14 protein-coding genes are annotated in these 18,158 nt (G+C 37.3%); 2 read left to right on the forward strand and 12 right to left on the reverse strand.

Annotation, left to right across the window (positions count from 1 at the left end):
* Positions 1-324: 324 nt before the first annotated feature.
* The 7 genes from G6N06_RS02585 to G6N06_RS02615 form a co-directional block, all read right to left on the reverse strand.
* A complete protein-coding gene (locus G6N06_RS02585; protein ID WP_163514500.1) occupies positions 325-1,236 on the reverse strand; it encodes a glycosyltransferase family 2 protein in 912 nt (303 codons plus the stop codon).
* A gap of 174 nt (positions 1,237-1,410) precedes the next feature.
* Entirely contained in the window at positions 1,411-2,376 is a 966-nt protein-coding gene (locus G6N06_RS02590; protein WP_163514501.1) for a glycosyltransferase family 2 protein, read from the reverse strand.
* A 72-nt stretch (positions 2,377-2,448) separates the two neighbouring features.
* On the reverse strand, positions 2,449-3,669 hold the full coding sequence (locus G6N06_RS02595; RefSeq protein WP_163514502.1) for a glycosyltransferase: 1,221 nt from the start codon (positions 3,667-3,669) through the stop codon (positions 2,449-2,451).
* Between the two features lie 14 nt (positions 3,670-3,683).
* Positions 3,684-4,346 carry a class I SAM-dependent methyltransferase gene (locus G6N06_RS02600; protein ID WP_163514503.1) on the reverse strand — a complete coding sequence of 221 codons (663 nt, stop codon included), beginning with the start codon at positions 4,344-4,346 and terminating at the stop codon, positions 3,684-3,686.
* A 29-nt stretch (positions 4,347-4,375) separates the two neighbouring features.
* Entirely contained in the window at positions 4,376-5,656 is a 1,281-nt protein-coding gene (locus G6N06_RS02605; RefSeq protein ID WP_163514504.1) for an ABC transporter ATP-binding protein, read from the reverse strand.
* Positions 5,657-6,589: 933 nt separating this feature from the next.
* A complete protein-coding gene (locus G6N06_RS02610) occupies positions 6,590-7,450 on the reverse strand; it encodes an ABC transporter permease (protein ID WP_205334713.1) in 861 nt (286 codons plus the stop codon).
* 55 nt (positions 7,451-7,505) lie between these two features.
* Positions 7,506-8,438: an NAD-dependent epimerase/dehydratase family protein gene (locus tag G6N06_RS02615; protein ID WP_163514506.1), complete on the reverse strand. Its 933-nt coding sequence runs from the start codon at positions 8,436-8,438 to the stop codon at positions 7,506-7,508.
* A 570-nt stretch (positions 8,439-9,008) separates the two neighbouring features.
* Between G6N06_RS02615 and G6N06_RS02620 the strand changes: the two genes are divergently transcribed.
* Positions 9,009-9,377, forward strand: coding sequence for an endonuclease domain-containing protein (locus G6N06_RS02620; RefSeq protein WP_163514507.1), 369 nt, complete (start codon positions 9,009-9,011; stop codon positions 9,375-9,377).
* A 449-nt stretch (positions 9,378-9,826) separates the two neighbouring features.
* Here G6N06_RS02620 and G6N06_RS02625 read toward each other — a convergent pair whose 3' ends face one another.
* The 5 genes from G6N06_RS02625 to G6N06_RS02645 are packed head-to-tail and all read right to left on the reverse strand — an operon-like array spanning position 9,827 to position 15,980.
* Positions 9,827-10,804 (reverse strand): SDR family oxidoreductase, encoded by a 978-nt coding sequence (locus G6N06_RS02625; RefSeq protein WP_163514508.1) that lies wholly within the window; start codon positions 10,802-10,804, stop codon positions 9,827-9,829.
* Complete coding sequence (locus G6N06_RS02630; protein ID WP_163514509.1) at positions 10,804-12,096, reverse strand: nucleotide sugar dehydrogenase; 1,293 nt, start codon at positions 12,094-12,096, stop codon at positions 10,804-10,806. Before G6N06_RS02630 ends, G6N06_RS02625 begins: the two co-directional genes overlap by 1 nt.
* Positions 12,093-12,686 (reverse strand): sugar transferase, encoded by a 594-nt coding sequence (locus tag G6N06_RS02635; RefSeq protein WP_240337948.1) that lies wholly within the window; start codon positions 12,684-12,686, stop codon positions 12,093-12,095. Before G6N06_RS02635 ends, G6N06_RS02630 begins: the two co-directional genes overlap by 4 nt.
* A 10-nt stretch (positions 12,687-12,696) precedes the next feature.
* Positions 12,697-15,180 carry a GumC family protein gene (locus tag G6N06_RS02640; RefSeq protein ID WP_163514510.1) on the reverse strand — a complete coding sequence of 828 codons (2,484 nt, stop codon included), beginning with the start codon at positions 15,178-15,180 and terminating at the stop codon, positions 12,697-12,699.
* 8 nt (positions 15,181-15,188) lie between these two features.
* Entirely contained in the window at positions 15,189-15,980 is a 792-nt protein-coding gene (locus G6N06_RS02645; protein WP_163514511.1) for a polysaccharide biosynthesis/export family protein, read from the reverse strand.
* A 281-nt stretch (positions 15,981-16,261) separates the two neighbouring features.
* Between G6N06_RS02645 and G6N06_RS02650 the strand changes: the two genes are divergently transcribed.
* A complete protein-coding gene (locus G6N06_RS02650; RefSeq protein ID WP_163514512.1) occupies positions 16,262-18,121 on the forward strand; it encodes an ABC-F family ATP-binding cassette domain-containing protein in 1,860 nt (619 codons plus the stop codon).
* The last annotated feature ends 37 nt before the right edge of the window (positions 18,122-18,158 follow it).

Consider the following 18,158-nt stretch of genomic DNA (forward strand, 5'->3'; position numbering starts at 1 on the left):
AACAAATCGAAATAATGATTAATAATTATTCTTGAATCTCTTCCAATAAATGTCGAGCCTTTAAAAAAAATATTACCGAATTGTATTTTAGAATGGCTTCCAATTGAAATTTATTAACTATAAAAGACATTTTTATTTACAACACAAGCATTATCTCCAATTGCCAGGCTTTTAAAGTTTATTATAGATTTTCCAACTTTCACATTTTTACCAATCGTATAACTAAAAAGTATTCAATACAATTGAATTTTTATATTGGTAAAATGAATGTACTTTATTGGTATTAAACTTATTATTTTTATCTTCATTTTGTGTTTTAATATCTCAAATACTTTTTAACCTTTCCTTTATTAAGTACAATGGTTTTATTATGAAATTTAAGTAATATCTTATTTGTATATTAATCTTCTGAGAAAAACTTAAATGATCAATTTTAAGAATTAATGTTTTGTAAACTCTCTCGTTTTTTAAAAACAAAGATAAATTAGCAAAGTATAAAGCCAATTTAAAATTTAAAAGATTTTTCTGTTTTAAGTTTTCAATAACCAATTGACAAGCTTTGATTTTTGAATCTCGTCTAATTTTATCATTGCCCCAAAACTCGGCAGTAGTCGAGTTTTCATGCTTCCTAACATAATATAATACCGTATCAATTGAAATTCCTTTTGGACCATTGGACAACAATCTTGAAAAAAACTCCCATTCATCTCCATAAAATATCACTTCACTAAAACGCTCTTTACCGATTATTTTTCTATTCCATAAAACCGTACACGTATTAAACGGAATAGTATTGCTTATCATGTCATAAATATTATCGATATCTAATGGAATTAAAGTGTTTACAACTGGTTCTGTAAATGAATAATCATGATTAGATCCAAAGAAAACGGTTTTACTAAATCGACAAAAATCAGAAGAATGCTCATTTATCAATTTTAGACAAATTTCCAAACATTTAGGATGCATGATATCGTCACTATCCGCCCATATTACAAAATCTCCATTACTCAATTCAAGGCCGTAATTTCTAGAAGCATTAGCCCCTTTTGGTCTGTTTTTTGGTCTATCAAAAAGCTTTATACGGTTATCGTTTTCAATAAATTTGTTAACTATTGTGTAAGTGTTATCGGTAGACCCATCATCTACAATAATACATTCCCAGTTTTTAAAAGTCTGCCTAATTATTGCGTTTATGCTCTCGCCAATAAGACTTGCCCTATTATAGGTGGGCATGATTATGGATACCAAAGACTCCCTCATATTCTATATATTCTTCTTCAAACTTGTTTAATTAAAACCTTAACATTCTATAGGGTAATTACCTTATTTATAACATTTCTTAATTTTAGTGTATTGTAAAAAAATTCAGACATTCATACAGTTTCTATCCTTTAAAATGCCGACAAGTCATACTATAAATGATTTCCATCGTTTTTCAAAATAATAACTCCCTCTTCTAAAAAAGACAAACACCAAACCTAACGTATAAATTTCTAAATACTTTATGACATTCAATTTTTTTATTGATAACGCAACATTCTTTAAAATATATTTCGAACTTTCAACATCTTTATAAATTAAACCCTCAAAAAAAAACTGAACTAAATTACCAAAACAATAAGATTTTACTTCAAGGTCATCTAACTCTATACCTCTTTTAAGATTTACAATTAATATAAAGGCCTGAGATCGTCTATATTCAGGCACATAATATTTCCCTATTGCTGTTTTACCTTCTGGATGCTGTCTATACAGAAACAATGGTTCTTTTATAATTTGATTATGCTCGTTTGGTAATTTATAGAATAATCTTGCAAACAATTCCGCTTCTTGACCTCTTTTTAACTTTGGATTAAACAATTCCTTATTAAACAAAAATGATTTTCTGAAAAGAATATTATTTGTAACAATTTTAAACTTCCAACGTACATAGTCCTTGTATAAAAATGTTTCCAACTTCAAATGAATTTTTACTGGATTTTCTAATTTTTCGTTCACATAAAATCCTGAACAGATAACAAGTTCAATTCCATCTAAAAAAGCATTCACTTTTAACTCTAAGAAATTAGGTAGCATAACATCATCATCATCAAACCAATTCACATACTCTCCTTTACTCAATTCAAACCCATAATTCCGAGCGGCATTACCACCAGGTAGCCAATCTTTGGGTCGATGATGGTATTGAAATCTTGAATCCTTAGCACAATACGCTTCCATGAGTTCAGAAGTTCCATCAGTACTTCCGTCATCCACCACAATACATTCCCAATTGGTATAGGTTTGTGCCAACACAGAATCCAGCGTTTCGCCTATTAAGTGCGCCCGATTAAAGGTGGGGATGATTATGGAAACGAGGGGTTGGTCTGGCATGTTTACTATTTTTGGAACTAAATTACAAAGTTGAGTATAATAGAAAGATTTGTAAATTCATGAATTTAATATTTAGATGTATAATTCAAAAAATTCTGAACTTAATGTTTCTCTATTAAAATTATTTATTGCAAAGCTTTTGGCAGATGCGCTCATCGTTTTATATAAAATAGGATTATCCATCAGTTTTATTATAGCAGCAGCATACCTTTCAATGTTTTTCTCTTCTATTAAAAATCCTGTTTTATTTTCTAAAATAGTATAGGGTACACCTCCACTACGAAACGCAACTACAGGAAGTCCCATGGCCTGTGCTTCTACTGTTACAACGCCTTGTGCTTCTGCCCTATTCACACAATCAGTAATGGAACTCATTAAAAAAATATTATTTTCTTCAAATAACTCTTTTATGTCTATTTGGCTTTTAGCACCAACCAAAAACACGAAGTCACCCAGTCCCAATTTAGACACCAATTGCTGCAACGTATCTTTATCGGTGCCTTCTCCAACAATAGTGTATTTTACGTTGTAACCTTTATCAACAAGTACCTTCACACTTCTTATCGCATATTCAAATCCTTTCAGTTCAATTAAACGACCAATAGATATCAACTTTACAGAAGTGTTTTTTAACAATGTCCTTTCTTCGTCTTGTTGAAAAAGACCCAAATCAATACCCATTGGAATAATTCGTATTTTCTTGAAATCACCACCCAGTAACTTTACTTTATTAGCCAAATAAGGGGTGTTTACGGTCATATAGCATGATTCTTCCATTAGCTGTTTATATTTCCTCCGCATTAAATCAAGTGCCTCAGGGCCCTTGAAATGAGCATCGTAACCATGAAAAGTAGTTATGATATGTCCCGATAACAAACCAATAGACTTCATAAGAGCAATGTCAAAACCAGCCAGTCCAAATTGAATATGAAAAACAGGCATTTCTCTGAATTGATTATAGTAATGAAGCTGAAATGGTAAAATTGAAAATCGCTCTCTTATGGGTACATTTATAATACGTATCCAAAATTTTAAGTATTTCAATATCAGAATTAGAGATTGAAAGCGCCTTTTTGTTTTATTTCTTGGTATCCTAAAGTCAACTGCAAAGGTGTTGTCCAAAATTCGGTGCTCAGTTAAAAGCTCCTGTTGGGAGGATGCTTCAATACTTAATTTATTTTTAGTTAATACACTTACCTGATAGCCTTTTATTTTAGACTGTATAATATGGTTAGTAACAAATGTTTCTGTCACGGTAGGAAAACTTGGCACAACAAAACAAATGGATTTCATTTTATTTAAGTTTATTACACCTTTTCATAAATATAGAAATCAGAAAATGACGTGTTGTTTTCATTGTTTTTATCGTAGGGGTATCTATTTAATATTTTTTCTTTAAGAACCCAATCATTAGAAATATTATTCTCTATCCATTGTGTAAAACGCCTACATTTTACATGCGGAGAAACAAATTCATCATAATCACTTGAATAGATTATAACATATTGGAAAGAACTTGAAAACAACCTTTTCATATAATGAACAAAAACATCATCCTCAATTAAATGAAATATTACTTCCAGCGATAAGACAAGTTCTCCACTGAATTCCTGGTCTAATTTATCACTTAGATGATAAAACAATTTTGTTGTATCATTTTTAAATTTCTCTTTACAAATAGAAATTGCCTTTTCAGAAACATCTACACCAATATAGTTAGGATAGTTAGCCAAAGAAAGTTGATTTCCATCTCCACATCCAAATTCTAATACTTTATTTATATTGTTTTTCAATACGAACTCATTTAATATTTCAGCCTTAAAATCAGCTAAATGCCCGTAACTCCCTGTACCTGAATTTCTATTTTGTTTGTACCTATGTTCCCAATATTTTTTTGAACCAGGAAATTCCTTGTTTTTTTTTCTATCTAATGAAGAAAATATTTTTTTAATATATGTTCTTAAATCCATATTAAAATTTCAATAGTTGCATATTAATTTTAAACATTAAAATCCCCAGGAAAAATGACAATACTGTCTGTTCTATTCAATTTCCCTGAACCCCATAAATCACCTGGTAAAACTTTAATCGAGGCTACGTTATCTATAACATCAATGAAATTGTCCGGGGTAGTATCTATTTCTGTTATAACAATACGGATACTATAAATACCTGCGCTTAAATAAAGATTTGGTATTTCTAATTCGAAACTATCTTTATTCTTTAAATCTGAAAATGAAAAACCCATTTCGTCATTAACATATTTTAAAACAGAAACTAAATCCTTGTTTAAAAAATCAATTGAAACAAATAGTTTTTCATAAACGACATCCTCAAATTTTGAAATTAATAATTTAATTTTCAGATAGTCTCCTGATATGACTTCCATAACAATATCATTTTCACAATTATGAAAATCAATTTTAGAAACTTTAAGTTTTTGATTACCAAGTCTATCCTTTCTATTTATCAAGGAAGTGTTATTCTCTAAATTATCTATAGATAAATAATATCTAACGGCGCTATCCACATTACCTTCAAATACGGTTTCCCCGTGCTCCAACACAATCGCTCGCGTACACAGACTCTTTACAGCTGCCATATTATGACTCACAAACAACACCGTCCGCCCCTCACCTTGGCTAATATCTTGCATCTTACCAATCGCCTTCTTTTGAAACTCCGCATCACCTACCGCCAACACCTCATCAATTACTAAAACATCAGGTTCTAAATGCGCCGCCACGGCAAATGCCAAGCGCACCCGCATCCCACTGCTGTAGCGTTTCACAGGCGTATCAATATAACGCTCACATCCAGAAAACGAAATAATTTCTTCTTCTTTGGCTTTGATTTCTTTTTTGGTCATCCCCAAAATAGCGCCATTCAAATAGATGTTTTCGCGTCCTGTCAATTCAGGATGGAAGCCTGTGCCCACTTCCAAAAGTGAGGCAATCCGGCCTTTGGTTTTGATTTCGCCCGTAGTTGGGCTGGTTACACGGGATAAAATTTTTAATAAGGTGGACTTACCAGCGCCGTTTTTACCGATAATACCCAAGACTTCGCCACGTTGCACTTCAAAGTTGATATCCTGCAAAGCCCACACATATTCCGATTCGCCTTTGGTGCTACGGTCATTGGACTCGCCCACTTTTAAGAAGGGGTCTTCCTTTCCACGCACCTTATGCCACCAACGGTTGAGATCATGACTGATCGTGCCGGTACCCACAGTGCCAAGTCGGTATTGCTTACTTATATTTGAGGCTTTGAGAATGATCATGAAACTATTACTTATACTTTATTTTTTTTATTTATTGCTTGGTCGTCATTGCGAGCTTCTTAATTATGCCGTCATTGCGAACGAAGTGAAGCAATCTTTGGGTTTTGGCTAACCAATTATGAGATTGCCGCGTCGTTCCTTCGTCACTCCTCGCAATGACGCTTAGGTGGGAGACTCGCAATGACGCTATGGTGGGCAGTCTTTGCAAGGACGCTATCGTGGCACTTCGCAATAACAGCTAATTGTTGCTTGTTTTCACTTCTCTATTCTTTACTCTTTTCTATTTTCTATCCTCCACCGACTCACCTCTCACCACTCACCACTCACCACTAATCCCTAATCCCTAATCCCTATTACACCGTATCAATAAACGATTTCTCCGTTTTGTTAAATATAACCAATCTTATTAAAGTCGTGCTTAACCGTGCCCGTACCCACAGTGCCTAATCGGTATTGTTTGCTGATGTTTGAGGCTTTTAAAATGATCATGAAACTATTACTTATACTTTATTTTTTTTATTTATTGCTTGGTCGTCATTGCGAGCTTCTTAATTATGCCGTCATTGCGAACGAAGTGAAGCAAATGCAGAGCATTCACTAACACCCCTTTATCAAAACTAAAAGACGTTAGTAATCTTTGGGTTTTGGCTAACCAATTATGAGATTGCCGCGTCGTTCCTTCGTCACTCCTCGCAATGACGCTTAGGTGGGAGACTCGCAATGACGCTAGGGTGGAGAGGCTTCTCAATGACAGCTCGTTATTCTTTGTTTTGGCTTCTCTGTCTTGGCTCTTGATTCTTGAATCGTTGATCTATTTTCTCCATATTCATTTCTCTATGCTCTATTTTCTATCCTCCACCGACTCACCACTTATCACTCATCATTCACCACTAATTACCTAATCTCTATTCCCAAATACCTAATGCCTTTAACCTACACCGTATCAATAAACGATTTCTCCGTTTTGTTAAATATAACCAATCCTATTAAAAACAGGACCACACTAATGATTAAGGTGTAAATAAATCCAAACCAACTGAACGCTCCCGTATTTAAAAGCATGACTCTAAAGCCTTCTATAATTTGGGTCAACGGATTGTACTCTACAATTAATGCCACAGAACTTGGAAACTTGGCTTTTGCCTCACTTACTGGATAGGGCACAGCGGATACGTACATCAACAACTGCACGCCAAAACCAACCAATACGGTTAAGTCTCTATATTTGGTGGTCATGGAAGAAATGATCATCCCCAGTCCCAAGCCCATCAGGGCCATCATAACAATATACACAGGGAGTAAAAAGATATGGCTGTTAAAGCCAAAAGTCTGTCCCTGAAATGCGTAATAGATATAAAACCCAATAAAAATACCCAATTGAATCCCAAACTTCAATAAGTTGGAAATAGTAATCGACATGGGCATAATCACTCTTGGAAAATAGACTTTCCCGAAAATACTTTGATTGGTGGTAAAAGTGCTTGAGGTGCCCGTGAGGCATTCCTTAAAATAATTCCAGGCCGTAATTCCCGCCAAATTAAAGAGGAATGGCGGCACACCTCCGGTTTGGATATTCCCAAGATTATTAAAAATCAAAGTGAAAATAACCGAAGTGAACAAGGGCTGAATCACATACCATAAAGGTCCTAAAATGGTTTGTTTATAGACCGTGACAATATCCCGTTTGACAAAAAGGATGAGCAAATCTCTGTAACGCCAAATTTCCTTAAAATTAAGGTCAATCAGTTTATGCTTTGAAGAAATGGTGTACAGCCATTGATCTTGTGGTGTCATGAGAGGCATTGCATTTTTTAACTGGGCTAATATAATAGAAATTATGGAGTTAGATCTAAGTTTTTGATTGCGACTTATAAAATTCGACCATTTGATGCAAACCTTCGTCCAAACTGGTCAGCTCCCGGTGTAAAATGGCTTTCATTTTGGTCACATCAGGACAACGACGTCTCATATCTCCCTCAACTAGAGCAGGTAAATGGATGATTTCAGAACTGGATCCCGTAAGCTTAATGATTTCCCTGGCGAGCTCCAAAACACTCATCTCTCGATCATTTCCGACATTTAAAACACTATTTTCATAATTGCGGTGTAGGGTTTTGATGCAGGTGGCAATGGTATCCTCGATATAACAAAACGAACGGGTCTGCAGACCATCCCCATGAATTTCTATTGGTTTTCCTGCCAGAGCAGCCTTTAAAAATTTAGGAACCACAAAGTCCTCGCTTTGATGTGGTCCATAGGTATTGAAGAAACGAAAAATAGTATAGGGCAGACCGAATTCCTTTTCATAAGACCTAAAAAAAGCTTCGCCAACATTTTTGACTATGGCGTAAGGCAATCGCGAGTTTAAAGGGGTGGTGTTTTCATTCTGCGGGATTTCAAAGGGTTCGCCATAGACCTCAGAGGAACTGGAAAAAAACACCCGCTTGACTCCCGAGCTTTTTGAAAGCGCCAACACGTTCTTGATGCCTTCAATATCCTCCAATACGCCAAGGGGATGCTCCAAAGTACGTTGCACGCCTACAACCGCAGCGAAGTGAAAGACATAGTCAAAGTCAAAACGACCAAAAACGGGGAGGATATCCTTGTAGATATTAACATCAGCATTGATAAAGATCACATTGTCAGATTTCGGCATTTTTCGGATATGGCCTGTTGAGAGATTATCGACAATAACAATCTTATAGGTCTCAGTTTCGGCCAATCTTGTGGCCAAGGCACTTCCAATATTACCGGCACCACCAGTGATCAAGAAATTAGTCATATCATATTTTAAGCATTAAAAGTCGCACGCTGATGAAATGACGATATTCTACTTAGGGAATGGTCAGAATGTATCTCGCCATGAATCAAAAAACGAATATAAAAAAATAGATGGAACTATGGGGGTGAATTGTTATAAAATTGGGGTGGGTTTATATGATGTGGCTAATTAACATGATTGATACATGATTTAAGATAGGATAGGCAAACCCTCCGACTATATTTCCTTCGTCGATATAGCCACCTCCCTTTGATTAAAGGGAGGAGCCACTGAGATAGAGTTTATGACATGCAGATAGTTTACAAGATAAACACGTAATTTTAAGTTTACTGAAAAAGACAGGTTAATTATAAAATAACAAATAATCTTGGAAAATCACCATGCCGCTCCCCTCTTTAGCCAAAGAGGGGAATAAATTTACCGTAGTAAAACAAAGGTAAAGAAAGGGGAGTTTGAATAAGCCATAGGGGAATGAATTTACCGTAGTGAAACGAAGGTAAAGAAAGGGAAGTTTGTTCTAACATAAGTAGTTTTAGCACTACATATCCAAATATTATCTATTTTTAATAAATGTCCAAGCAAAGAATACATACCAAAAAAGAATTACAAGGCTACAGAAAAGAGTTGCGCAAAAAACTAACTCCTGCTGAAGCATTCTTATGGACACAGCTAAAATCCAGGCAATTAGACAATAAACGATTTACAAAACAACACAGCATTGGCTATTATATTGTTGATTTTTATTGTGCTTCTGAAAGATTAATTATTGAATTGGATGGTCAAGGACATTTCACTCCTGAAGGAAAGGAATATGACAGGAAGCGAACCATATATTTAGAAAGTTTAGGGTATAAGGTAATACGATTTGAAAACAAAATGGTATTTGATCATTTGCCATCTGTTATAAAGGAAATACGGGATTGTTTTTGTAAAGACTGAGATTGATGGTTTTCTGGATTATGTTAAGGTGCCTGGCTTGGGGTAGGTTCTGCAAACCCTCCGTCTAAACCTCCCTTTGAGCAGGACACGCAAACCCTCCGTCTATATCTCCTTCGTCGATATAGCCACCTCTCTTTGACTAAAGGGAGGAGCCACTGAGATAGAGTTTATGACATGCAGTTAGTTTACAAGATTAACACGTAATTTTAAGTTTACTGAAAAAGACAGGTTAATTATAAAATAACAAATAATCTTGGCAAATCACCATGCCGCTCCCCTCTTTAGCCAAAGAGGGGAATGAATTTACCGCAGTGGAACGAAGGTAAAGAAAGAGGAGTTTGAATAAACAACAGGGGAATGAATTTACCGTAGTGGAAGGAAGGTAAAGAAAGGGGAGTTTATGTTTTTAATAAATAAATCTTGTTAGAAAAAATAAATAAACAAACCCTCTAAACAAACGCATCCCAAGTTATCTTCAGCCCTTCCCTCACCGTATATCGTGGCGAATACCCCAATAACTCCTTGGCCTTTGAAATATCTGCTAAAGAATCGCGGACATCACCTTGACGTTCTGGGCCGTATTCTGCTTTTAACTGAGAGTTGGCTGCAGATTTAAGGGATTCCCATAAATAATTGATATCAATGCGTTCACCACAGGCGACGTTGAATACCTGATTGGCGGCTTCTTTAGAAGCGAAAAAACCTTTGACATTGGCTTGAACCACATTATCTATAAAGGTGAAATCTCTTGTCTGTCCGCCGTCGCCATTGATCTTTGGTGATGTATTATCTTTTAAGGCTTGCATAAACAACGGGATTACCGCTGCATAGGCACCATTGGGACTTTGTTTTGGTCCAAATACATTGAAGTATCTAAAACCAATCACATCTGTGCCGTAGGTTTTGCCAAACACGTCGGCGTAGAGTTCGTTGACATATTTGGTCACTGCATAAGGCGATAAAGGTTTTCCAATAGTGTCTTCTACTTTTGGCAAGGATTTGCTATCGCCATAAGTAGAACTGGAAGCGGCATAGACCATGCGCTTCACGTTTGGATTATCCTTGATGGCAATCATCATATTCAAAAAACCAGAAATGTTGACGTCGTTTGTGGTCGCTGGATCGTTGATCGATCTTGGCACAGAGCCCAACGCTGCTTGATGTGACACATAGTCCATGTCTTTTACCGCACGATGGCAGGTGTCCACGTCTCTGATATCACCTTCCATCAATTCGAAGGCGGGATTCGCCATAAATTCGGTAAGGTTCTCTCGATACCCATTTGAGAAATTATCAAGCACTCGGACTTTTTTAGCCCCATGCTGCAAGAGGTACTGGACCAGATTGGATCCAATAAAGCCTGCACCACCGGTGACTAAAAAGCTGTAGTTTGATAAATCTTCGTTATGGTAAGGATGTGTGTACATTATAGTCTGGCGTCAACGGTTTCTATTGGCAATAAGCATTTGACGTCAAAAATAACGCCGATATCTGATTTTAAATTCTTGAGATCCAACTTTAAAAACTCATTATGCGCAACCGCAACGACAATGGCGTCATATTTGGAAGCCAATTTGGTATCGGTACAAATCAAATCGAAGTCGTATTCATGCATGACTTCATCGGCAGAGGCCCATGGATCATAAACATCAACATCCACGTCATAACTTTCGAACTCCCTGATGATATCAATCACCCTTGAATTACGGATATCCGGACAATTCTCTTTAAAGGTGATGCCTAAAACCAAGACTTTGGAACCTTTGATGGTTGCCCCCTTCTTGATCATCATTTTAACAGTTTCCTGAGCCACATAACTGCCCATACTGTCATTCATCTTTCGACCTGCCAATATAATTTCAGGATTGTATCCTGATTCAATCGCTTTTTGGGCCAAATAATACGGATCCACACCAATACAGTGTCCTCCTACCAATCCTGGAGACATCTTAATGAAGTTCCACTTGGTACCTGCAGCTTCTAAAACCGCTTTGGTATCAATGTCCAGCAAGCGGAAGATTTTAGAAAGTTCATTCACAAAAGCAATATTGATATCGCGTTGTGAATTTTCAATAACCTTAGCTGCTTCGGCTACTTTTATGCTCGGTGCCATATGGGTACCTGCCGTAATAATGGTTTTATAGAGATTGTCAACCTTGATCGCAATTTCTGGGGTTGAACCTGAAGTGACCTTTAAGATTTGAGTTACGGTATGGACCTTATCTCCCGGATTGATACGCTCTGGCGAATAGCCGGCAAAGAAATCGACGTTAAACCTCAATCCCGATTCCTTCTCCAAGATCGGCACACAGATATCTTCAGTGACTCCAGGATATACTGTGGATTCATAAATAACGATGGCATCTTTTTTCAGTACTTTACCAACAGTCTCGCTCGCCTTCACCAATGGGGTGAAAATAGGCTTGTTGAGGGCATCCGTTGGCGTTGGGACGGTAACAATATAAAAATCGGAATCTTCGATATCCGCAACATCACTCGACACAAACAGACCACTTTTGGCCTTTGGGTCTGTCACTAAAATGGACTTAAGAATGTTATTATCAACTTCTAAGGTTCTATCTACCCCTTGTTCGAGCTCCTCAATACGCTTTTGGTTGATGTCAAAACCGACAACCAAAAATTGCTTTGCAAATTCTACAGCTAGTGGTAAACCTACATATCCTAATCCTAATATCGTAATTTTGGGGTGACTTGTCATTTTGAGTTTTTTATGGATTTTAAAATAAAGAGCAAATCTACAGAAAATCTCCAATTTCGAACGTATTTTTTATTGATTTCAACCTTATCGGTCCAAATTACCGTTCTATTGTAGTGTTCAGGGTCTGACTGTTGTGCCAAAATACGTTCTTCGTCTTTGTATTTTATGGTCGCTGGTCCTGTAATGCCTGGTTTGACGTTCAAAATAATGCGGTCTTCACCTTCCAAACAGTCTGCAAAACCCGCAATATCAGGGCGTGGGCCGACAAAACTCATATCGCCCTTTATAACGTTGAAGAGTTGAGGCAATTCATCTAACTTATAACGTCTTAAAAATTTACCGAAACGTGTTGCACTTGCATCTAAATGTCCCAAACGATGGAGCTCTTGCTTTAATGTCCTGATTTTGTATATTTTAAAAGGTATTCCAAAGTGCCCAATCCGATATTGTGAAAACAAACCCCATTGGCCGGTGTCGAGCGTAGCCATTAAAATCAGTAAAACGATAGGAATGATTAGAAACGGGAGTAGAAAAAGACCTAACGTCACATCAAATATACGTTTTACAAAGACTTGTCTTGGAGAGATCAAAAGAAATTGATTAAGTGTTAATTCTCAAAAACTTCTTGATCCGTCTTAGCAGCGGTCGCTTGCCGTTCCCTTCGTGATAAGCATTCCCATAAACCCCGTAACCATAACCGTAGCCGTAGCCATAGCCGTACCCATACCCGTAATTATGATTGGTCTTGTGCTTATAGAAGTTAAGGACAAAACTAATATTCTTGACTTCGCCCATTTTATATTTGGCGTTGATTAAGGACAACATCCCTTTTTTGGTATAGTCCAATCGCACCATGAACAGGGTGGCATCGGCGTATTGTGTCAGTTCTAAGGCATCGGTGACCAATCCTAAAGGTGGTGTGTCCAATACGATGATATCATAATGTTGGCGCACATGTTCCATGAGCAATTTCATTCTCGGGCCCATGAACAATTCTGACGGATTTGGTGGTACCGGTCCAGATGGAATAACATCAAGGTTTTCAATAAACGATCCCGTGTTCATCTCATCAAAGGAACATTCTCCAATCAAATAGTTGACAACGCCTTTATCATTGGTCATTCCAAAATCTCCAAAAATTTTAGGCTTTCTTAAATCCATTCCCAACAACAGGGTTTTCTTTCCAGATAAGGCATAAACAGTAGCGATATTTATTGAGCAAAAAGTTTTTCCTTCTCCACTGACCGACGAGGTAATCATAATAGTCTTTCCACGACCCTCCTCTTTTCCTTGTTTCTTATAGATAAACTGCAGACTTGATCTGATGGATCGAAACGATTCTGCCACTGCGGATTTAGGTTTTTCAAAGACCACCAGATTGTTTTTATAATTGTATTTTCCAATCAATCCAAGTATTGGAATACTCGACAAGCGTTCCACTTCATCAGAACCATGAATCGTATTGTCCAATAAGAAAATCACAAAAATCAAAAACATTGGTGCAAAAAAACCAACCATTAAAGCCATCATATAATTGAGTGACTTATTGGGTCCTATAAGTCCACCGCCAATATCTTTGGCTTCATCAATAGTCGTGATATCAGAAACATTGGCAGCCTTGACTATTGCCGCTTCTCCGCGCTTCGACAAATAAACATCATAGGCTTGTTGACTGATGTTCATCTTCCGTTGAATCTTTAGGAATTCTTGCTGGTCTTCAGGTAATCCGCTCAGTTGTGCTTCCAAATTGCCAATATTTTTGGTAAGTGCATTCAACTGGGACCTAATTGTGCTACTTGTAGCATCTATGGTTTCCAAGAGAACATTCTTTTCAGAATCCAATTGGTTGTCAATATCCTTAAATAAGATACTTCCTTCTTTGGTAGTGTATTCCAAATTTTGGCGCTCAATGGCTAAAGCTGTGATTTTTGACACACTGGCCAAAATATTGCCCTCTTCAATGCCCACAGAAGTTGGTGCCGCAATTTTAGTGTAATCTGTTTTCGTCCGCAAATAGGTCTCTAAAGCATTAAGGTAGTTCAACTTGGACTGCTCCTGCTCTTTTTGGATGTCCAATCCCTTTAATTTTTCAGAAATGATCTGCATTTCATCACTGACGTCAAATACCTTATTCTTTTTTCGGAAGGTATTCATTTCATCGGTAACATCTTTCAAATTGTCATTCACAGCGTTTAAGCTACTGTCAATAAACTTAATGGTATTAGTGGCATAAAGGTTTTTTCGCTCCAACTCCATTTTGCTCAAAATAGCACTTGTAGCATTGAGATAGTCAACAATTTTCGACTTGTTGGTTCCCGTTAATGACAATTTCAACACAGAGGCCGACTCCTTTGAAAACGGCCCAATTTGAATGCCATTCTGGAAGCCGCTCACCACGCCATCAAAATTCAGGAACCTCACAAAATACTCTGAGTTTTCCTGTGCGATACGATTTGGTCTTGGAATTATCGTCGCATTGAAAAACGGAAGTGTTATGGCTTGTCCAAAACTATAGGTTGCTTTAAATGGACCTTTAGTGACATTTGCCTGCAGTCGTTCTTTATCAATAGGACGCTGGAGATTGGCTACCGTACCCGCAAAGTCAATAAAGAGTTCAAACTGATTGTCGTTTATAAATCGAATTCCTATTGGTGGGCCCAAAAGTTGGCCTTTGGTTTTATCGAGCTTTACAATAAATGGGGCATCCTTGTAAATATCTTCCATCCGGTATTTGCCCTGTTTCAAATATTGCATATAATATTCCAAGGAATCCACAACAAATTCGTTATGCGTCCTCGTTTTTACGGAAGTCATGATTTTTCCAACCTTACCGGAAACCCCTCCCCAATTAAAGGAAATGCTCGTATTGGCGGTAAAAAAAGGATTCTGTTCAGTCTCAACGGAAATCAGTGAGTCTAGCCGATAAATATTTTGTTTTCTTACATTGATCAGATAGGCCACAATTAATGCAATACCAATACTTAAAAGCACCAATTTCCAGAGGTTTAGCGCCTTGAATAAGAATCCTCTAAAATCAAAGTTGACACCTCTCGGTTCTGAATAATCATTTTCGTGGTCTTCCATTCAAAAAACTACAGTCTAATTAATACAATTGTTGTGGTTATAAGACTCAAAACAGAAACTATCGTAGCTAATGTCTCTCTGCCCGTTACGCCAGTACCCCAAGTTTTTTGTTTGAGCGGCTTAACGTATATCATATCATTTGGTTGGATATAGTAATATGGCGAATTCATAACATTTATGTCGGTCAAATCTAAATGGTGAATTTTTTGTCCCTGTGGGTATTGACGTATAATCAATACATCTTTGCGGTCTCCGGTCACTGGAATTTCGCCCACATTGGCAATGGCCTGAAAAATATTGACGCGTTCTTGAAACAACACTTGTGTGCCTGGACTTCCCACCTCGCCATTGGCAGTGTAACGAAGACCCGCTAATTTTACGGTGACAAATATGTTGGCTGTTTCCTTAAATTGTTCGTCGAGTAATTTGGTTTCAATCATGGTTTCAATCTCCTCAGTAGAATAACCTAGGACATTAATTTGACCTAAAGAGGGTATCCTGATATTGCCATGAACATCAACTGTAAATCCATCAAAATAGGCGCGCTCACTTGAACTCGCATTTAAATTTCCTTCACCAATAGGATTGAGGATACTTACCGATTTCTGATCAATTGATTTCACCCTAATATTCAAAATATCATTGATTTGAACTCGATAAGGTTTTTGCTGCTCTACCATTAGCTGTAAACTATCGGTGGCCATATCCTTATTTTGGAGGTACACAATATCTTTATGAGGAATACAGGATGTCAATAAACTACTGAGAATTAATCCCATAACCAATAAAAATCGTTTCATAGAGGGTCACATGTGTTTTGACAAATATAAGTTATCACTATGAATATCAAAACTATTATCAATTTTTTTGGTTTATTGGTAAATCAAAGGTTAAATCAATGCAAAAGATGGTCATTCTAAATTGTTTCTTATTATATTTAAGTCGCAAGCGATAAAAAGTACTCAATGTATCTAAGGTTTTGAAAAAAGGCTTTAAACCAATGAAATGCTTCACTTAACTTTAAATTTGAAGATATTATCGCGCTTGTTTATTATTCCCGTTATTTGCAAAAAAATAGACTTTGAATTACCTAACTGTTGAATCGATATCAAAATCTTATGGCGAAGTATCGCTATTTGAAGACTTGTCTTTTAGTATCCATAAAGACGATAAAATTGCCTTTGTGGCGAAAAACGGAAGTGGCAAGACCTCTATCCTCAATATCATCTCAGGTGCAGACCAACCCGATAACGGGCAAGTCGTGATCAGGAAAGGGCTACGCTTGTCTTTTTTATCGCAATCGCCTCAATTTGAAGATGAACATACGATAGAGGATACGATTTTCAACTCCGATTTGCCCATCTTAAAAATCATTGAAAACTATGAAAAGGCGCTGTTAAATCCAGAGGACGCCGATGCCTACCAAAAAGCTTTTGAGGGCATGGAGCGCCACAATGCCTGGGAATTTGAGCTGCGGTTTAAACAAATCCTCTCGCAATTGAAATTGGAAGACCTCAGCAAAAAGATCAAAACACTCTCTGGAGGCCAGAAAAAGAGATTGGCCCTGGCAACCGCACTGATCAACGACCCTGATCTTTTAATCTTGGATGAGCCCACCAACCACCTCGATCTTGAAATGATTGAATGGCTGGAGCAGTATTTTGCCAAGGCACAAATGACCTTGTTCATGGTGACGCATGATCGGTACTTTTTGGAGCGTGTCTGTAATGAAATCATTGAACTGGACCACGGTAAACTCTACACTTATAAGGGTAATTACTCCTATTATTTAGAACAAAAGGAAGCACGGGTTGCCAATGAAACTGTTGAAACCGGTAAGGCCAAGCAACTCTTCAAGAAAGAATTGGACTGGATGCGCCGCCAACCGAAAGCACGGACCACCAAATCTAAATCGCGCATTGACGATTTTCAGGATATCAAGGCTAAAGCCCACCAACGCCGAAATGACCATCAGGTGCAATTGGAAATCAATATGGAACGGTTGGGAAGCAAGATTGTGGAATTCCATAAAGTCTCAAAGGCCTTTGGGGATAAGGTGATACTGGACGGTTTTGAATATGTTTTCAAAAGAGGTGAACGGATCGGCATTATCGGAAAAAACGGAACTGGCAAATCGACATTTTTAAATATGTTGACCAAATCCATCACTCCCGACGCTGGAAAAATTGTCATTGGCGATACCGTTAAATTTGGGTATTATACCCAAGGTGGCATCAAAATAAAGGAAGGTCAAAAGGTCATTGAAGTCATCAAGGAGTTTGGCGAGTACATCCCGTTGACCAAAGGACGTCAGATCAGTGCCTCACAATTATTGGAGCGTTTTCTATTTGACAGAAAAAAGCAGTACGATTTCGTTGAAAAATTAAGTGGTGGCGAACAAAAACGTTTGTACCTCTGTACCGTACTGATCCAAAATCCGAACTTCCTGATCCTGGATGAGCCCACCAACGACTTGGACATTGTGACCTTAAACGTGCTTGAGGAATTCTTGCTGGATTTCCCTGGCTGTTTGCTTGTGGTGTCGCACGACCGTTACTTTATGGATAAGATCGTCGATCATTTATTTGTGTTTAAAGGCGAAGGTGAAGTTGAAAACTTCCCTGGCAACTATTCCGATTATCGCGAGTATGAAGCGTCTGCACCGGTTGTGGATGTTGTCAAAACAGAAACCGTCACTGTGGATCAAACAAAGAATGAGGCCAAGAAACTTTCTTATAATGAAAACAAGGAGCTGAATTCGTTGGAAAGTAAAATCAGATCGCTTGAGTTGGATAAAAAAGCCTTTGAGGACAAATTCCTTGACACCAGCTTGACCCAAGATCAAATCAATAAATTGTCATTGGAATTAGAGAAAATAATCAACGAGTTAGAGGCAAAGGAAGCCCGATGGTTTGAGTTGTCAGAAAAGCTGGAAGATTAATCTGGACTCGAAAGAGTACTTCTGAAATTTTCTCGCA

The sequence above is a fragment of the Gelidibacter japonicus genome, assembly GCF_010725055.1.
Classification (GTDB): Bacteria; Bacteroidota; Bacteroidia; order Flavobacteriales; family Flavobacteriaceae; genus Gelidibacter; species Gelidibacter japonicus.